Genomic DNA, 13,026 nt, shown 5'->3' on the forward strand with positions numbered 1-13,026 from the left:
TAAAAAAGGCCAATGGTGCGAGCATTGGCCTAAGTTACTGAAAAATATGGTCGGGACGGAGTGATTCGAACACTCGACCCCTAGCACCCCATGCTAGTGCGCTACCGGACTGCGCTACGCCCCGACTAGGCGTGAAACTGTTTCGCATGCTGCGAAAACTTCGAGGAATATACCCTAAGCGTTTGAATTATGGAAGTATCTGGTTGGCTCGGTTACGACTTGAGCATGACCAGTACATCTTCCAGCTCGACAATCATCTGCCGGATCATCTGCTTGTACTGCTGGGCATCGTCCTTGACTTCACCGTTGGTCAATCGCAGACGCGCGCCGCCGATGGTGAAGCCCTGGTCGTATAGCAAGCCGCGGATCTGACGAATCATCAGCACATCCTGGCGCTGATAATACCGACGGTTTCCACGGCGTTTTACGGGGTTGAGCTGAGGAAATTCCTGTTCCCAATAGCGCAGAACGTGCGGTTTCACCGCGCAGAGCTCACTCACCTCACCGATGGTGAAGTAGCGTTTGCCGGGGATCGGCGGCAGCTCGTCGTTATGACTTGGTTCCAGCATATGCCTCAACTCGGGCCTTCAACTTCTGCCCTGGACGAAAGGTGACCACACGGCGTGCCGTGATCGGAATTTCTTCGCCGGTCTTGGGATTTCTCCCAGGCCGCTGGCGTTTGTCTCTCAGGTCGAAATTGCCGAAACCGGACAGTTTTACCTGCTCGTTGTCTTCCAGAGCGTGCCTGATTTCCTCAAAGAACAGCTCCACCAATTCCTTGGCTTCTCGTTTATTCAGGCCCAGCTCTTCGTACAGACGTTCGGCCATTTCAGCTTTCGTCAGAGCCCCCATACGCTACTTCCTTAATGTGGCGTTTAACCTCTCCTCAAGTGAGGTGAGGATGGCAAGTGTCGTTGCGTTGACCTCATCGTCATTAAGAGTGCGCGATGGATGCTGCCAGGTCAAGCCGACCGCAAGGCTTTTTCTATGCGGATCAATGCCTTTACCCTGATAAACATCAAATAGCCTGAGGTCTGTGAGCCATTCGCCTGCATTTTCACGAATAACGTCCATTACTGCACTGGAAGAAATATCCCGGTCGGCCAGAAGCGCCAGGTCGCGACGGACTTCAGGGAAGCGCGACAGCTCGTGGAATTTCGGCAGGCGGCCTTTGGCGACTTCACCCAGAACCAGCTCGAAAACGAACACTGGACGATCCAGCCCCAGGTTCTTCGACAGCTCAGGATGAATCGCACCCAGGAAACCGACTTCACGACCATCGCGCAGAATACGTGCGGTCTGGCCTGGATGAAGCGCAGGATGCTCGCCCGGCGTGAAGCTGAAATCGCCCAGCGCACCGGCGAAGCCCAATACAGCTTCCACATCGGCTTTCACGTCGAAGAAATCGACAGCGTCACGACCCTGCGCCCAGCCTTCCGGCAGGCGGCTGCCGCACACCACACCCGCCAGCATCGGCTCTTGCTTCAGACCTTCCAGTTGCCCGACGAAACGCAGGCCACTTTCGAACATCCGCACACGATCCTGCTGACGGTTGAGGTTGTGTTGCAATGCCTTGACCAGACCCGGCCAGAGCGAGGCGCGCATGGCCGCCATGTCATTGGAGATCGGGTTGGCGAGCAACAGCGGCTTGACGCCCGGCGTGAACAGTTCGAACCACTTGGGATCGATGAAGCTGTAGGTGATCGCTTCCTGATAGCCCCGCGCAACCAACAGGCGGCGCAGCTCAGGCAGATCACCCTGGGCTTCGGCCTTGGCCTGCGGCGCCAGACGGGCCTGCGGATAACGAACCGGCAGGCGGTTGTAACCATACAGACGCGCCAGTTCTTCGATCAGATCGACTTCGAGGCTGATGTCGAAACGATGACTTGGTACGGTGACATGCCACTGGCCATTCGCTTCAGCCGATACGCCCAGACCCAGCGCCTTGAGTAGGCGCTCGATTTCAGCGTTCTCGATCACCAGACCCAGCATCTGCTCGACACGGCTTGCGCGCAACGTCACTGGAGCCACGGACGGCAAATGCTGCTCGCTGACCACTTCGGTCACAGGACCCGCTTCGCCACCCGTGATTTCCAGCAGCAGACCGGTTGCCCGCTCCATGGCCTCTCGAGCCAGTTGCCAGTCGACACCCCGCTCGTAGCGGTGGGATGCGTCAGTGTGCAGACCATAGGAGCGCGCCTTGCCAGCCACCGAAATGGTGTCGAAGAAGGCACTTTCCAGGAAAATGTCACGTGTGCCAGCGGTGACACCGCTGTGTTCGCCACCCATGACACCGGCAATTGCCAGCGCACGCTGGTGGTCGGCAATGACCAGGGTGTCGGCACGCAGGCTTACTTCCTGACCATCGAGCAGAACGAGCTTCTCGCCCTCCTCGGCCATGCGTACACGGATCCCGCCGTTGATTTCGGCCAGATCGAATGCATGCAGCGGCTGACCCAGCTCCAGCATCACGTAGTTGGTGATATCGACAGCGGCGTCGATGCTGCGCACGTCAGAACGACGCAGCCGCTCGACCATCCACAACGGGGTCGGACGCGACAGGTCGACGTTGCGAATGACGCGGCCCAGATAACGTGGGCAGGCTGCAGGAGCCAGCACTTCCACAGGGCGTACTTCTTCGTGCACGGCAGCAACGGTTGCCACTTGCGGACGCGTGACTTCAGCGGCATACAGCGCACCGACTTCACGGGCCAGACCGGCAACCGACAGGCAGTCGCCACGGTTAGGGGTCAGGTCGACCTCGATGCTGGCATCGTCCAGGCCCAGATAGACACGAATGTCCTGACCCACCGGCGCATCCGCAGCCAGTTCCATCAAGCCATCGTTGCCCTCGCCAGCCTGCAATTCGGCAGCAGAGCACAACATGCCGTTGGACTCGACGCCACGCAGCTTGGCTTTCTTGATCTTGAAATCACCCGGCAGCTCGGCACCGATCATGGCGAAAGGGATCTTCAGGCCCGGACGCACATTAGGTGCACCGCAGACGACCTGGAACGTTTCGGTGCCATTGCTGACCTGACAAACACGCAGCTTGTCGGCATCAGGGTGTTGCTCGGTGCTCAGCACCTCGCCAACTACGACACCGGTGAAGACGCCGGCGGCCAGCGTAACGCTGTCAACCTCAAGACCGGCCATCGACAGACGAGCAACCAGCTCGTCACGGGAAACCTGCGGGCTTACCCAGCCGCGCAGCCATTGTTCACTGAATTTCATCCTGCTCTCCTGAAAGATTCGTTACGTGCGACCTAGCGAAATTGCGCGAGGAACCGCAAGTCGTTGTCGAAGAACAGGCGCAAATCATTGACGCCGTAACGCAGCATGGCCAGACGCTCTACGCCCATGCCGAATGCAAAGCCCTGAAACTCTTCAGGATCGATACCGGACATGCGCAGCACGTTCGGGTGGACCATGCCGCAGCCCATGACTTCCAGCCAGCCGGTCTGCTTGCAGACACGGCAGCCCTTGCCGCTGCACATCACGCATTCCATGTCGACTTCCGCCGATGGCTCGGTGAACGGGAAGAACGAAGGACGGAAGCGAACGGCCAGCTCTTTCTCGAAGAACACACGCAGGAATTCTTCGATGGTGCCTTTCAAGTCCGCGAAGTTGATATCACGGTCGACCAGCAAGCCTTCGATCTGGTGAAACATCGGCGAGTGGGTGATATCCGAGTCGCAACGGTAGACCCGGCCCGGACAAACGATCCGGATCGGCGGCTGCTGCGATTCCATGGTCCGCACCTGCACCGGGGAGGTGTGGGTACGCAACAGCATGTTCGCATTGAAATAGAAGGTGTCATGCATCGCCCGCGCCGGGTGGTGGCCAGGGATGTTGAGCGCCTCGAAGTTGTGGTAATCGTCTTCAACCTCAGGGCCTTCGGCAATGCCGTAGCCAATGTGAGTGAAGAATTGTTCGATACGCTCCAGAGTGCGGGTAATCGGGTGCAGACCGCCAGAGGTCTGACCGCGGCCCGGCAGGGTCACGTCGATGCATTCGGCCGCGAGTCTGGCAGTCAGTTCTGCCTGCTCAAACGATGCCTTGCGTGCATTGAGGACCTCTGTGACACGTTCCTTGGCAACGTTGATCAGCGCACCGACTTGCGGACGCTCTTCAGCAGGCAGATTCCCCAGGGTCTTCATCACCTGAGTCAACTCGCCTTTCTTGCCGAGGTAGTGAACCCGGATTTGCTCCAGGGCATTGATATCTTCGGCGCTTTGCACAGCCTCAAGAGCTTGAGAGACCAGCGCGTCCAGGTTTTCCATGTACAGACTCCAGATACGAAATAGGGGAAGAGCTTAAGGCTCTTCCCCTATTTATGACGTTCAACACCAACCCCGGAAAACCGGGGTCAGTGATTGTCGGGGACTTAGGCCAAAGTGGCTTTAGCTTTCTCGACAATCGCAGCAAACGCCGCTTTTTCGTTCACTGCCAGATCAGCCAGAACCTTACGGTCGATCTCGATGGACGCTTTTTTCAGGCCGGCAATGAAACGGCTGTAGGACAGACCGTTAACACGAGCACCAGCGTTGATACGAGCGATCCACAGAGCGCGGAACTGACGTTTTTTCTGACGACGGTCACGGTAGGCGTATTGGCCTGCCTTGATTACCGCTTGCTTGGCAACACGGAATACGCGTGAACGCGCGCCGTAGTAGCCTTTTGCAAGTTTCAGAATTTTCTTGTGACGCTTACGGGCAATGACGCCACGCTTAACACGAGCCATGAGTTACTTCCTCTATATCTTGATCAAAATTAACGAAGGCGCAGCATGCGCTCGACTTTTGCCACGTCGGACGGATGCAGCAGGCTGCTTCCGCGCAGTTGACGCTTACGCTTTGTCGACATTTTGGTCAGGATGTGGCTCTTGAAAGCGTGTTTGTGCTTGATGCCGTTAGCAGTTTTCAGAAACCGCTTAGCTGCACCACTTTTAGTCTTCATCTTTGGCATGTTCGGATACTCCGCATTCAGTTGATAAACATAACCGCAAGGCCTGCCGTGCCCTGGTGGTTACTTCTTCTTTTTCGGGGCGATGACCATGATCAGCTGGCGTCCTTCCATCTTAGGATGCTGTTCGACGGAACCGTATTCGAGAAGGTCAGCTTCAACCCGCTTCAACAATTCCATACCCAGCTCCTGGTGGGCCATCTCACGACCGCGGAATCTCAACGATACCTTGGCCCTGTCCCCGTCACTCAGGAAACGTACCAGGTTGCGCAGTTTTACCTGGTAATCCCCTTCCTCCGTCCCTGGACGAAACTTGATTTCTTTAACCTGGATCTGCTTCTGGTTTTTCTTCGCTGCAGCGACCTGCTTCTTCTTCTCGAAGATCGACTTGCCGTAATCCATCACACGGCAGACAGGAGGTACTGCGTCGGCAGAAATCTCTACCAGATCCAGCTTCGACTCTTCGGCTATACGAAGCGCTTCATCAATCGAGACGATGCCAATCTGCTCGCCGTCAGCGCCAATTAACCGAACCTCGCGGGCCGAGATATTCTCATTGATCGGGGCCTTGGGTGCAGCTCGTTTATCTTGTCTCATTTCACGCTTAATAATAATTACTCCGAATCTTGGCGACCACGCCGGGAAACCGCTTGTGCGAGGAATTCAGCGAATTGGGCGACCGGCATCGAGCCGAGGTCAGCGCCTTCGCGTGTCCGCACAGCGACAGTTTGCATTTCAACTTCCCGATCCCCTATTACAAGGAGATAAGGAACCTTGAGCAAAGTATGCTCACGGATTTTAAAGCCGATCTTTTCATTTCTCAAGTCGGACTTGGCACGAAACCCGCTTTGGGCCAAGGTTTTTTCGACTTCGAGGGCAAAATCGGCCTGTTTGTCAGTGATATTCATGATCACTGCCTGAGTCGGCGCCAGCCAGGCTGGAAACGCCCCTTCGTAATGCTCGATCAGAATACCGATGAAACGCTCGAACGAACCCAGGATTGCCCGGTGCAGCATGACCGGACTCTTGCGGCTGTTATCTTCCGAAACGTACTCAGCGCTCAAACGGATCGGCAGATTGAAGTCCAGCTGCAAGGTGCCGCACTGCCAGACACGACCGAGGCAGTCTTTCAGGGAGAACTCGATCTTCGGACCGTAGAACGCACCCTCGCCCGGCTGCAGATCATAAGGCAGACCCGCGCTGTCTAGCGCCGCCGCCAGTGCCGATTCAGCGCGATCCCACAACTCATCGGAGCCAACGCGCTTTTCAGGGCGAGTGGACAGCTTGAGCTCAATGTCCTTGAAGCCGAAATCGGCGTAGACATCCAGCGTCAGCTTGATGAAGGCTGCAGACTCGGACTGCATCTGCTCTTCAGTGCAGAAGATGTGCGCGTCGTCCTGGGTAAAACCACGTACACGCATGATCCCGTGCAAGGCGCCGGACGGTTCGTTGCGGTGGCAGGCACCGAATTCGGCCAGACGCATCGGCAGTTCGCGGTAGCTCTTCAGCCCCTGATTGAACACCTGCACGTGGCAAGGGCAGTTCATGGGCTTGATGGCGTAGTCGCGGCTCTCGGACTCAGTGGTGAACATGTTGTCGGCATAGTTGGCCCAGTGGCCGGACTTTTCCCACAACGAACGATCAACCACCTGTGGCGTCTTGATTTCAAGATAGCCGTTTTCCTGCTGAACCTTGCGCATGTACTGCTCGAGCACCTGATACAGGGTCCAGCCCTGAGGGTGCCAGAACACCATGCCCGGCGCTTCTTCCTGAGTATGGAACAGGCCCAGACGCTTGCCGATCTTGCGATGGTCGCGCTTTTCGGCCTCTTCGATACGCTGGATATAAGCTGCCAGCTGCTTCTTGTCTGCCCATGCGGTGCCGTAGACGCGCTGCAACTGCTCGTTCTTGGCATCGCCGCGCCAGTAGGCACCGGACAACTTGGTCAGCTTGAAGGATTTCAGGAAGCGGGTATTCGGCACGTGCGGACCGCGGCACATGTCGACATATTCTTCGTGATAGTACAGACCCATGGCCTGCTCGTTCGGCATGTCTTCGACCAGGCGCAGCTTGTAGTCTTCGTGACGGGCGGTGAACACCTCGATCACTTCGGCGCGCGGAGTCACTTTCTTGATGACGTCGTAATCTTTTTCGATCAGCTGCTGCATGCGCTGCTCGATCGCCGCCATGTCATCTGGCGTGAACGGGCGCTCGTAAGCGATATCGTAATAGAAGCCGTCATCGATCACCGGGCCTATGACCATCTTGGCAGTCGGATACAACTGCTTGACGGCATGGCCTACCAGGTGAGCACAAGAGTGACGGATGATTTCCAGTCCTTCCTGATCTTTCGGGGTAATGATCTGCAGGCTGGCATCATTTTCGATCAGGTCGCTGGCATCGACAAGCTTGCCGTCGACTTTGCCGGCCACAGTGGCCTTGGCCAGACCCGCGCCAATTGAAAGCGCGACATCGGCTACGGAAACCGCATGATCGAATGAACGTTGACTGCCGTCGGGAAGAGTAATAGTTGGCATGGCGCCTCCTCTCCTAGTGGTGACCCCTACCAAAGGTCACGTGGGTTGGGATGAGCCAGTACGTGATCCGGTGGTACGCCTGCCTCACAGTGGCAGGAGCCTTGCGGCCAACCTTGAAACGGACCAGATGACTGGAGTGTACAAAACCTGTCGCACCTGACTGAAAACAAAGCCAATGACAGTGCTGGAAATTTACAGGACGCGCATCCTATCACAGTGCAGTCGTCGAGTCGCACCTCACGGTGAATGAAGATGAAATCGGCACCGCATCTGAACTGGTACGCCCTCAGGTCGTCAGAACTATTCGTCAACCTGCAAGAATTCCCCCAGCAACGGAGAACACCATGAAGCTTCCACGTCTATCAGCACTCCTCGCTTGCGCCGCAATTCTGGCTCCCCTGGGCGCCCAGGCCGCGATGGATGGAGCAACCCGCAGCACTTTCACTCAAGAGTGCATCAGTGCCGCGAAGGCGCAGAAACTGGATGACAAGACGGCCAAGGCGCATTGCGACTGCGGCGCCAAACAGGTGGACAGCCATTTCTCCGATAAGGAAATCGCAGCGCTGAACAATACTGGCACTGCGCCAAGCCCGGAATTGACCTCGAAACTGCAGAAATTGGTCACTGAAAACTGCACTAAAGCAAAAAATTAATATCTGGCCGAGCACGTAAAAACGCCCTGTCTTTGCGCGCCACGCTATGAGCCGCAAACCCCCTAAAGGCCCCATGCAACGGGGCCTTTAGCGTATTTGAACCTCACCACCAACTAGGCCAGCCAGCAGGCCGATTCAGCCATTTCTGAATATGATGGGCTGCATACTTACGTACAGCGCCCAAAGCTCCCACCTAAATAGCTGTCTTTTCGTACATTTCGACTATGATAGGCCGGTGTGCCCAGTTGGCCTGAGCAGCACGCTATTGAAAATTATGTTCTTGGAGATACACCATGTCTAATCGCCAAACCGGCACCGTAAAATGGTTCAACGATGAAAAAGGCTTCGGCTTTATCACTCCACAAGGTGGCGGTGACGACCTGTTCGTACACTTCAAAGCAATCCAGAGCGACGGTTTCAAAAGCCTGAAAGAAGGCCAGACCGTTTCTTTCGTTGCTGCTAAAGGCCAGAAAGGCATGCAGGCAGAAGAAGTCAAAGTGGACTGATCCACTTGATTTGAAAAAACCCCGTCATTGACGGGGTTTTTTTATGCCTGTGGAATGAGCAAGGCTCAGCCGCAGTTGATGCGGATCACCTTGCCGGAGGCGTCGGTGTTGACGTTGACGCGCTCGGACCGGTACTCAAGCGTGACCATGTCGTTGGGACCAAGAATACGTGCATCCATGGAACCGGAGCGACTGCGTACCTGGGTCAGCAAATCGATGGATGCCTGCTTGCCGATGGCGAACTGTGCAGGCTCCGCATCACAGCGGCCCGGCACGGTATTACTGGCGGCGGGCGCCTCGGTCTTGCTGGTGGCCTCGGGCGCCGAATCTGGCGTGCTGCTGCACCCTGCCAGAACCGACGTCACGACCACAAAACCCAATGTTGCGAATTTCCAGGGCATACACCCTCCTTTGCCAATGAACATTTCCAGACCTTGTGCGACCGCAGCTCGCTGCATTGGTTGCACTGCAGTCATCGCGGTTACTCGTAAGCGAAGATGTCTGCAAGGCGCGTGTAGTCTGCCTCGCCCCGTTTTCAGGCGCGCTGACAAATCGTCACAGCATGTTTTCAGCAGAGGTCAGATCGTGCTCATGATGCGTAAGTAGAAGTGTCAAACGACTCGCACAATGGTTTACTGCAACTGACCATAGGGATAACGGGCGATGCACGGCTGCCTGAGCAATGCGGTGCTTTCTGGAAGGCGAGACGGACATGACAGTGATTTCAATCGATGCGGACATCAAGGCCAAGTGGCCCCAGGGCCATTGCTCGCACAGCCCGGGGACACCGGAGGAGCTGATGATCATCGCTGTCGATCTGTTGATCAAGGAACTGGGCACCGAGGGTGCCCGAGCCTTTATCGCTCAGGTCTGGAGCCGATACGCGACAACCGGATTGCCCGCCTGACGACGATCAGCCCCCGACACGGTTACTTCAACCGCGCCAGACGCTCGGTCAGCAGATCGAAGAACCCCTGGGCGTCGCCATCCTTGACCCAGAAGACGTTTTGCGGCTGTTTGAGCGTACCGTTCCAGTCGGCGACGGTCTGGCCGAAACCGATGCCTTCACGACTGTCGATCGCTACGTTGATCTGCCTCCCCGAAAACAGCTCGGGCTTGAGCATCCAGGCAATAACGCTGGCATCGTGAATCGGGCCGCCCGGCAAACCGTAGTGCTCCATATCCAGCTTGACGTACTCGTTGAGAATACCTTCCACCAGCTTGCCAGCCTGATTGTTCAGCGCAGCGATCTGCTGGAGACGCTTTTCGCTGGTCAGAATCTTGTGAGTCACGTCCAGCGGCACGTAGGTCAGCTTCACGCCGCTGGCCAGAACGATATGCGCCGCATGAGGGTCGGCGAAGATATTGAACTCGGCAACCGGTGTGATATTGCCGCCATTGAAATGCGCGCCGCCCATGACGATCACTTCCTTGATGCCCTGGGTGATCTCCGGCGCCTGCACCAATGCAAGTGCAAGATTGGTCTGTGGACCGAGCATTGCAACGGTGATGCTATGAGGCTTGGCCTTGCTCAGTGTCTGAATCAGATAATCGACGGCGCTGCCCTGGGCCAGGCCTTTGGCAGGCTCGTGTACCGGCACGCCGGGCAGACCTTCCTTGCCATGCACGTTTTCCGCGTAGATTGGCGTACGCACCAGCGGCTTGGGCGCACCGGCATACACTGGCACGTCTTCACGGCCAGCCCACTCGCGAGCGAGTCTTGCATTACGTGATGTCTTGTCCAGGCGCACATTGCCAGCAACCGTGGTGATTGCCATCACATTGAGTTCTTCAGGCGAAGCCAGTGCCAGCAGCAGGGCGACCACATCGTCGGCACCCGGGTCGGTGTCAATGATCACGTCACGCTTTTCAACGGCCTGGACGGCTGTCGCACTGAGAATGGACAAGAGCAGCGCCCCCCGGATGAGTTGTCTGGAAAACTGTGTCAACGTCATGTGTAACTCCCTGTCATGAATACGTGTTCAGGCTGAATGCCTAGAACACAACTCCGGATACCAGCGCCACGTTGCTGTAAGGCTGGCACTCGCCAGTGCGGATAATGGCCTTGGCCTTGCGGCTCAGAATTTTCAGATCGTCGTGGCTGACCCAGCGCTGATGACCCAGTTGATCATCAAGGTTCAGACTCTCGATAACCTGCAACGCAGGTGGCTTGATTTCAGCCATTTCATTTGCCAGCACATGGCTCTCGACCTGCATCTCGCTCAACACCACATCCAGCACGCTTACGAAATCCGGCACGCCGCGGGTCAGGGCCAGATCGATCAGCTCAACGCCTGGCGGCACGGGCATGCCGGCATCAACGATCATCAGAATATCGCCATGCCCCAGCGATGCGATGACGCGCGACAGTGCGATATTGAGTAGTGGTGTTTTTTTCATGTCGGGTTGAATCCTTGTACTTCCTCGAACGTCGGAATGGACGGCTGCGCACCTGCGCGGGTAACCGACAGTGCGGCGGCAGCCTGACCAAAGCGGATGGCCTGCGATTCGCTCTGCCCTCTGGCGAGCGCCGCTGCAAAACCGCCGACAAAGGTATCACCTGCAGCGGTGGTGTCCACGGCCTGTACGCGACGCGTTGGAATATGTTCGACGCCAGCGGCACTGGCGAACAACGTACCCTGCTCGCCGAGCGTAATGATTACGTTGCGTGCACCGGCTGCCAGCAACGCCAGGGCTGCCTTTTGCGCAGAGGCTGGCGAGTCGACGCTGATCCCGGACAGGGCCTGGGCTTCGCTTTCATTGGGAATCAGGTAATCGATCAGGCTATACCAGTGAGCGGGAAGCGGCTCGCTGGCTGGCGCAGGGTTCAGAATGACGGTCTTGCCCAGTGCATGAGCCCGCGACAAGGTATGGAAGACCGTCTCGGTCGGTACTTCGAGCTGGCAGATGACAATTTCCGACCCCGCGAGCAGCGGATCGAAGCGCTCGATCAGTGACGGCGTCAACTGACCATTGCCGCCCGCGACGATGACGATTGCATTCTGACTGTTGGCGTCGACCACGATCGAGGCAATGCCGGTGGGCACGCCATCGACCACTGTCACCGCCTGGCAATCAATCTGCTCGGCGAGCAGCGCAGCACGCAACTGCTCTCCGTACGCATCGGCGCCCACGCAACCGATCATGGCTACATCGGCGCCCAGGCGTGCAGCGGCGACTGCCTGGTTGGCGCCCTTGCCGCCGGGAACGGTGTCGAAACTCTCTCCGGTCAGTGTTTCGCCAGGGCGCGGGAGACGCTGGGCGCGGATCACCAGATCCATGTTGAGGCTGCCCACTATCACTATTTTTGCTTGCATGGCTCATTCACTCGTTGCTGTGCGTGCTCGTCATTGATCAGGAGCGTTGTAGGGGGCGGCCGTGGACTCACGCACCACGACGACAGGCGTCACGAGCCTTTTTTCGACAGGCGACGCATCAGGGGCGGCGATTCTGCACAGCAGCATCTCGGCCGCCGTTTCACCCAGTTGCATGATCGACTGCCCCACGGTCGTGAGTGCGGGATAGACATAGCGGCTCATGTCGATGTCATCGAAACCGATGACCGACAGATGTTGCGGGACTGAGATAGTGCGTTCGGCAGCGGCCCTCAGCACACCGATGGCAATAACGTCGTTACCCGCGAAAATCGCGGTGGGCCGATGCCTGGCCAGCAGGTCGCATGCCGTTTCGTACCCGGCCGAACTGGTGAACTCGCTATGTACGGCCCACTCCGGACTGATTTCGACAGACGCCTGCTGCATCGCGCGTCGATACCCTGCCAGCCGCATTTCGGCAACCGTGCTGTTGCGAGGTCCTCCGATACAGGCAATGCGCTTGTGCCCCAGATCGAGCAGATGCCGCGTTGCCAGATAGGCACCCTGCTCGTGATCGATACGCACCGTGTCGGCTTCGATGCTGTCCAGCTCGCGATCGACGATGACCAAGGGCGTGCGAACGTCCGCAAGACCGCCTGCAACACTCGCGTCTCCGCCCACCGATGAGACGATCAGGCCGTCGACGCGCTTCTCCAGCAAGACCCGCAGGTAACTGCGCTGTTTCTCGGGATTGTCATCCGAGTTGCACAGGATGACGCAGAAACCATTGCGCTCGCAGTAGTCCTCGATGCCCCTCGCCAATTCGGCGAAATACGGGTTCATGCCATTGGGAATCAGCAGGCCGATAGTCGACGTACTCTTGGCCTTCAGCGAGCGGGCCACCGCGCTGGGCACATAGTCCAGTTGCGCGATGGCCGCCTCGACCTTGAGCCGGACCGGCTCGCTCACCGGCCGGGTCTTGTTCAGCACATGGGAAACCGTTGTGTAGGAAATCCCGGCAAGTGCTGCTACGTCCTTGATGGTCGCCATG

16 protein-coding genes and 1 tRNA gene are annotated in these 13,026 nt (G+C 57.4%); 3 read left to right on the top strand and 14 right to left on the bottom strand.

The genetic code is table 11. The features are described 5' to 3' along the window. Positions 1-47: 47 nt before the first annotated feature. From JTJ32_RS13970 to thrS, 9 genes are all read right to left on the bottom strand, one after another. Positions 48-124: transfer RNA gene (locus tag JTJ32_RS13970), tRNA-Pro, on the bottom strand. A gap of 88 nt (positions 125-212) precedes the next feature. Next, a complete protein-coding gene (locus JTJ32_RS13975) occupies positions 213-569 on the bottom strand; it encodes a MerR family transcriptional regulator (protein WP_099227449.1) in 357 nt (118 codons plus the stop codon). Next, a complete protein-coding gene (gene ihfA, locus JTJ32_RS13980) occupies positions 550-852 on the bottom strand; it encodes an integration host factor subunit alpha (protein WP_002553164.1) in 303 nt (100 codons plus the stop codon). The genes JTJ32_RS13975 and ihfA overlap by 20 nt, the downstream gene beginning before the upstream one ends. A 3-nt stretch (positions 853-855) precedes the next feature. Then, the gene (gene pheT, locus JTJ32_RS13985; RefSeq protein WP_184323082.1) at positions 856-3,234 is read right to left on the bottom strand and encodes a phenylalanine--tRNA ligase subunit beta; all 2,379 of its coding nucleotides are present in this window, start codon (positions 3,232-3,234) and stop codon (positions 856-858) included. Between the two features lie 32 nt (positions 3,235-3,266). Further along, positions 3,267-4,283 carry a phenylalanine--tRNA ligase subunit alpha gene (pheS, locus tag JTJ32_RS13990; RefSeq protein WP_024685429.1) on the bottom strand — a complete coding sequence of 339 codons (1,017 nt, stop codon included), beginning with the start codon at positions 4,281-4,283 and terminating at the stop codon, positions 3,267-3,269. A gap of 104 nt (positions 4,284-4,387) precedes the next feature. Continuing rightward, positions 4,388-4,744 carry a 50S ribosomal protein L20 gene (rplT, locus tag JTJ32_RS13995; RefSeq protein WP_002553161.1) on the bottom strand — a complete coding sequence of 119 codons (357 nt, stop codon included), beginning with the start codon at positions 4,742-4,744 and terminating at the stop codon, positions 4,388-4,390. 29 nt (positions 4,745-4,773) lie between these two features. Further along, entirely contained in the window at positions 4,774-4,968 is a 195-nt protein-coding gene (gene rpmI / locus JTJ32_RS14000; protein WP_002553160.1) for a 50S ribosomal protein L35, read from the bottom strand. A gap of 60 nt (positions 4,969-5,028) precedes the next feature. Further along, positions 5,029-5,580 carry a translation initiation factor IF-3 gene (gene infC, locus JTJ32_RS14005; protein ID WP_177429407.1) on the bottom strand — a complete coding sequence of 184 codons (552 nt, stop codon included), beginning with the start codon at positions 5,578-5,580 and terminating at the stop codon, positions 5,029-5,031. Then, positions 5,580-7,502 carry a threonine--tRNA ligase gene (gene thrS, locus JTJ32_RS14010; RefSeq protein WP_099227451.1) on the bottom strand — a complete coding sequence of 641 codons (1,923 nt, stop codon included), beginning with the start codon at positions 7,500-7,502 and terminating at the stop codon, positions 5,580-5,582. Before thrS ends, infC begins: the two co-directional genes overlap by 1 nt. A 344-nt stretch (positions 7,503-7,846) precedes the next feature. On the opposite strand from thrS, the gene JTJ32_RS14015 reads away from it, so the two are divergent. Together JTJ32_RS14015 and JTJ32_RS14020 are read left to right on the top strand one after the other, a co-directional pair. Then, positions 7,847-8,155 (top strand): hypothetical protein, encoded by a 309-nt coding sequence (locus JTJ32_RS14015; RefSeq protein ID WP_099227452.1) that lies wholly within the window; start codon positions 7,847-7,849, stop codon positions 8,153-8,155. A 293-nt stretch (positions 8,156-8,448) separates the two neighbouring features. Next, positions 8,449-8,661, top strand: coding sequence for a cold-shock protein (locus tag JTJ32_RS14020; RefSeq protein ID WP_004886948.1), 213 nt, complete (start codon positions 8,449-8,451; stop codon positions 8,659-8,661). 65 nt (positions 8,662-8,726) lie between these two features. Here JTJ32_RS14020 and JTJ32_RS14025 read toward each other — a convergent pair whose 3' ends face one another. Next, the gene (locus tag JTJ32_RS14025; protein ID WP_099227453.1) at positions 8,727-9,062 is read right to left on the bottom strand and encodes an I78 family peptidase inhibitor; all 336 of its coding nucleotides are present in this window, start codon (positions 9,060-9,062) and stop codon (positions 8,727-8,729) included. Between the two features lie 311 nt (positions 9,063-9,373). On the opposite strand from JTJ32_RS14025, the gene JTJ32_RS14030 reads away from it, so the two are divergent. Beyond that, the gene (locus tag JTJ32_RS14030) at positions 9,374-9,568 is read left to right on the top strand and encodes a hypothetical protein (RefSeq protein ID WP_184323083.1); all 195 of its coding nucleotides are present in this window, start codon (positions 9,374-9,376) and stop codon (positions 9,566-9,568) included. Between the two features lie 22 nt (positions 9,569-9,590). Here the strand turns inward: JTJ32_RS14030 and JTJ32_RS14035 are convergent, their stop codons facing one another. Genes JTJ32_RS14035 through JTJ32_RS14050 form a run of 4 tightly spaced genes read right to left on the bottom strand, consistent with a single transcriptional unit; the run spans position 9,591 to position 13,025 of the window. After that, a complete protein-coding gene (locus tag JTJ32_RS14035; protein ID WP_210042391.1) occupies positions 9,591-10,616 on the bottom strand; it encodes a nucleoside hydrolase in 1,026 nt (341 codons plus the stop codon). 40 nt (positions 10,617-10,656) lie between these two features. Beyond that, positions 10,657-11,061: a D-ribose pyranase gene (rbsD, locus tag JTJ32_RS14040; RefSeq protein WP_099227455.1), complete on the bottom strand. Its 405-nt coding sequence runs from the start codon at positions 11,059-11,061 to the stop codon at positions 10,657-10,659. Next, the gene (rbsK, locus tag JTJ32_RS14045) at positions 11,058-11,978 is read right to left on the bottom strand and encodes a ribokinase (protein ID WP_210042392.1); all 921 of its coding nucleotides are present in this window, start codon (positions 11,976-11,978) and stop codon (positions 11,058-11,060) included. Before rbsK ends, rbsD begins: the two co-directional genes overlap by 4 nt. Positions 11,979-12,008: 30 nt before the next feature. Continuing rightward, a complete protein-coding gene (locus JTJ32_RS14050; RefSeq protein ID WP_099227457.1) occupies positions 12,009-13,025 on the bottom strand; it encodes a LacI family DNA-binding transcriptional regulator in 1,017 nt (338 codons plus the stop codon). Position 13,026: the final 1 nt, after the last annotated feature.

Source organism: Pseudomonas alliivorans (assembly GCF_017826695.1).
Taxonomy (GTDB): Bacteria; Pseudomonadota; Gammaproteobacteria; order Pseudomonadales; family Pseudomonadaceae; genus Aquipseudomonas; species Aquipseudomonas alliivorans.